Source organism: Blautia sp. JLR.GB0024 (assembly GCF_037000545.1).
GTDB lineage: Bacteria > Bacillota > Clostridia > Lachnospirales > Lachnospiraceae > Blautia > Blautia celeris.
Genome location: NZ_JBANBF010000036.1, coordinates 1 through 4,391, shown reverse-complemented (window position 1 = coordinate 4,391; position 4,391 = coordinate 1). Strand labels below are relative to the sequence as shown.

Annotated in this window: 3 protein-coding genes and 1 pseudogene; all 4 read left to right on the top strand. The window is 47.7% G+C overall.

The annotated features are described in order from the left end of the window. Positions 1 to 885 (top strand): annotated as a pseudogene (locus V8Q34_RS27255) (IS256 family transposase); the annotation flags it as partial. A gap of 134 nt (positions 886 to 1,019) precedes the next feature. Continuing rightward, positions 1,020 to 2,264 carry a tyrosine-type recombinase/integrase gene (locus tag V8Q34_RS27250; protein ID WP_335836677.1) on the top strand — a complete coding sequence of 415 codons (1,245 nt, stop codon included), beginning with the start codon at positions 1,020 to 1,022 and terminating at the stop codon, positions 2,262 to 2,264. Further along, positions 2,254 to 3,216, top strand: a complete 963-nt coding sequence (locus tag V8Q34_RS27245) for a tyrosine-type recombinase/integrase (RefSeq protein WP_291766060.1) — start codon at positions 2,254 to 2,256, stop codon at positions 3,214 to 3,216. The genes V8Q34_RS27250 and V8Q34_RS27245 overlap by 11 nt, the downstream gene beginning before the upstream one ends. Beyond that, on the top strand, positions 3,200 to 4,252 hold the full coding sequence (locus V8Q34_RS27240; RefSeq protein ID WP_148394087.1) for a tyrosine-type recombinase/integrase: 1,053 nt from the start codon (positions 3,200 to 3,202) through the stop codon (positions 4,250 to 4,252). The genes V8Q34_RS27245 and V8Q34_RS27240 overlap by 17 nt, the downstream gene beginning before the upstream one ends. Positions 4,253 to 4,391 lie beyond the last annotated feature (139 nt).

Below are 4,391 nucleotides of genomic sequence, written 5' to 3'. Positions count from 1 at the left end.
ACTGAGCTGGATGATCACCTGGGATATCAAAAATCGGAACGCTCAGACAATGATGATTACCGGAACGGTTACAAACGAAAACGGGTCAACAGTAGTTACGCTTCCATGGAAATCGATGTGCCGCAAGACCGAAAATCTACCTTTGAACCACAGGTGGTCAAAAAACGCCAGAAAGACATTTCTGATATTGACCAGAAGATCATTTCCATGTATGCGAAGGGAATGACTACCCGGCAGATATCTGAAACTATTGAAGATATCTACGGATTTGAGACCTCGGAAGGATTTATTTCTGATGTTACAGACAAGATCCTTCCTCAGATCGAAGACTGGCAGAACCGTCCTCTGGATAATGTCTATCCCATCCTTTACATTGACGCCATCCACTATTCTGTCCGTGACAATGGTGTGATCCGCAAGCTTGCCGCCTATGTCATCCTTGGGATCAATACAGAAGGAAAGAAAGAGGTACTGACAATCCATGTGGGAGAGAATGAAAGTTCAAAATACTGGCTGTCTGTTTTAAATGAACTGAAGAACCGGGGGGTAAAAGACATCCTCATCATCTGTGCGGACGGCCTTACGGGAATAAAGGAAGCCATTGCTGCCGCATTCCCCAAAACAGAATATCAGAGATGCATTGTCCATCAGGTAAGAAACACATTAAAATATGTTCCAGATAAAGACAGGAAGGCATTTGCCGCAGATCTAAAGACCATCTACCAGGCAGCTGATGAAAAAAAGGCGCTGGCAGCACTTGACCGGGTAACAGAAAAATGGACGCCCAAATATCCGAATTCCATGAAGCGCTGGAAGGATAACTGGGATGCCATATCCCCAATTTTCAAGTTTTCAGCAATGGTCAGGAAGGTCATATATACGACTTATCCCGACAAAAAAACTATACCGACATTTTTAATAAATCCCTCATTCACTGGCTCTTTCGAAAAAATATCGGTATAGTTTTTGACCTTTTCTTAAATATCCCTCATGATGGAACAAAAAGAAGGAGGTTTCCTATGATGAGGGAAAAACAAAAGGAACTTAATGGATCGATCCGGGAAGTAATGGATCAGATGGCCGAAAGAAGGTATGGAAAAAAGACACTTATACATTACCAGTCCAGTTACCAGCTTCTGATATCTCTGGCACAGCATATGGGAGAGGGAAGGCTTTCGGAGGAACTCATAAAAACTTTTCTGGACAGTCCGGCCACATGCAGTGAAAAATGGATCCAGAAGGAACTGACCCACCGAAAACGCTGTATCCGGCTGCTCCTGTCGCTTATACAAACAGGGACTGTTGACTGGAGAAGGCAGGATACAGAAGGTATATCCGAAAAACTTGTGAATGAAGGATTCCGATTGGAAATAAAAAGCTTTGTCAAAGTTCTGGAACAGGAGGGACTCAGCCCCAATACCATAGCCGGATATCAGCGTATCGTTACCTATTTTTTGTTGTTCTGCCAAAAAAACGGGTATGGGAAGTTATCCGATATCAGGACAGATGATGTGAGCACTTTTATCGTATCTCTTTACAAAGATGGACGGTACCAGCCGTCCACGATCGGAAGCGGCCTGGCAGGATTGCGCAGGTTCCTTTCCGGTAATGGCCACACGGCACAGTTTCTTCTGGAGATACCGGTGCATCTGCCAAAGGAAATAAAGATCATAGAGATCTATCAGGAGGAGGAGCTTGCGGCTCTCAGAACAACGCTCTCATCAGGGCTTTTGACAAAAAGAGATACTGCTGTCTGTAAGCTTCTTTTAGAGACAGGGCTCCGGGGGACCGATGTCTGTTCTTTGAAGCTGAAAGATATCGACTGGGAGAAGGACTGCATTTCCATCATTCAGGATAAGACAGGGAAACCGCTCATCCTTCCCTTGAGGGCGTCTTACGGGAATGCTATCGCTGATTACATCCTGAAGGAACGCCCTAAGAGCGGATCAGACAATGTTTTTTTGAAAACTTTTGCACCGTTTGGGCCTCTGGGTACGGGGAGCATTTATGAGATCCTGAAAAAACTGGAGGGGCTTGCCGGGATCAAAAACGAAGGACGGCCTGTGGGGAGCCGGATGACAAGGCACCACGCCGCATCCTCCATGCTGCGGGCGGGCATCCCCATGCCAGATATCTCAGCAGTTCTCGGGCACAGAGATCCAAACACGGTATCCGTATATCTTTCAACGGATGCCATCAGTCTGGCTGCTTGTACGCTCCCGCTCCCTCCTGTTTGGAAAGGGGGTATCGCCCATGTACAGTAAATCTCTTCCGGAACTTGCCAGCCAGTTTGTTTCTTATAAAAAGGCTAATGGGTATCAATACGAGACTGGAGCTTATTATCTAAAGAAGTATGTCCGGTTTGTCATGGAGACAGCTCCTGAAACTGCAGTTCCGGACAAAGCAAGCGTTGAGGGGTTTCTTGAAAGGCTCCAGGATACCCCGGGAGGCCTTTATAATGCGGCCGCATTTCTGCGTGAGTTCAGCAGATACCTTCATGCACGGGGCCTCAAAGCATATCTTATCCCGTCCGGAAGGCTGCATCCCCCCACACCGGCCCAACCGTATTTTTTTACGGAGGATGAGATCATCGCGTTCTTCATGGAATGCGACCGAATGCCGGATACACCCTATTTAAAGGGAAGGCATCTGATCCTCCCCGCGATCTTCCGGCTTATGTACTGCTGTGGGCTCCGCTGTAAAGAGGCACGCACACTTGCCAGGCAAAACGTACATCTGGATCAGGGTTATCTCGATGTCCTCCAGTCCAAGGGGCCCAAGAGCCGGAGAGTCTATATTTCCCAAGAACTTACGGAATATCTGGCTGGCTATGACAGCCGGATCAGCCGCCTGTTCCCGGACCGCACGTTCTTTTTCCCAAACAGGAAAGGCCGTCCATATGGTGCCTGCTGGCTGGAACGGAACTTCCTGCGTTTCTGGTATACCGCTTTCCCGGAAAAGAAGGATTCGGGCATCAGCATCCGTGCATATGATCTCCGACATCACTTTGTCTATGCCAACATGAACCGCTGGCTGCGGGAGGGGAAGGACGTAAACGCCATGCTCCCTTACCTTATGCGGTATATGGGGCATTCCGAGATCAAAAATACCCTGTATTATTTCCATCTTGTGCCGGATATTTATGGCGGGATCCTGGAGATGTCCGGGCATTCGGAAGGGCTGATACCGGAGGTGGATGATGGCAGGGAGGAATGATAAAAACAACCCCAAAAGGTTTGACAGCGTTTTCTTCTGGGAGACGGCCAGACGCTTTCTGGACCACGAGCTTCCAAAGATCAGGAAAAAGAGCGGGAATACAGTTGCTTCTTACCGCTCCTCGCTCAACACCTGTATTGACTTTCTGGAGGAGATGAAAGGTATCTGCCGTGAACGTGTATGTTTCAATGACCTGGACAGAAAAAGCCTGAAAGATTATCTTGTATGGATGGCTGATATCAAGAGCTGGAGTCCAAAGACCTGTAATCTCCGGCTGACCGCAGCGAGAGCCCTGCTGTCGTATGCATCGGAAGAATGCATCGATATTACCCCGCTCTTTGTTTCAAGCCAGACGATACATAGTTTGAATGTCCCCGGAGGCGAGATCAGGTATTTTGAAGATCATCAGATAAAGGCACTTCTTGACGCGCCTGGTAGGGAGAAACGGTCTGAACGCCGGAACCGGGTGCTCCTGGTCCTTGGATATGATGCCGCCATGCGGGTAGGGGAACTGACAGGGGTGAAGGTCCATGACCTGCATCTTAATGCGGAAACACCTTATATCCGGATACTTGGAAAAGGCGAAAAATACAGGAGTGTCCCACTGATGAAAAAGACTGTGCAGCACCTGAGGGGATACCTCGGGGAATTTCATGGGGATCTCCCTGAACCGGACGCGCCTCTCTTTTATGCGGCCACACATGGGGTGAGGCATGGGCTGTCAGATGACTGCATCCAGAAAGTCTTGAAAAAGTATGCGGAAAAATGCCGGAATGAAGGGGTCCCAATGCCGGAGGACATCCATTTTCACATGGTAAGAAAGACCAGGGCGATGAGCTTATACCAGGAGGGATGTCCTTTATCCTATATCCAGCAGATGCTTGGACATGAAAATATCTCAACCACCTCCGGATTCTACGCCTTTGTGACCCTGGATACATTAGCAAAGGTATTGGAACAGACCAATCCGGATGGAGGAGATGCAGAAAAGAACTGGAAGGATAAAAAAATATCGGAAGCTTTATACCGGCTATAAAAACTATACCGACATTTTTTTAGAAAGACCTTGTAAATACGGGATTTCTTAGAAATGTCGGTATAGTTTCTTTGTCGGCATAAGTCGTACTATCACGAAATCGGCATAGTACGACAAATGCCATTGAATCGCTGAATTC

Coding starts and splice junctions, on each gene's coding strand:
- V8Q34_RS27245 (WP_291766060.1), top strand. CDS start 2,254: ATGTACAGTAAATCTCTTCCGGAACTTGCCAGCCAGTTTGTTTCTTAT.
- V8Q34_RS27250 (WP_335836677.1), top strand. CDS start 1,020: ATGATGAGGGAAAAACAAAAGGAACTTAATGGATCGATCCGGGAAGTA.
- V8Q34_RS27240 (WP_148394087.1), top strand. CDS start 3,200: ATGGCAGGGAGGAATGATAAAAACAACCCCAAAAGGTTTGACAGCGTT.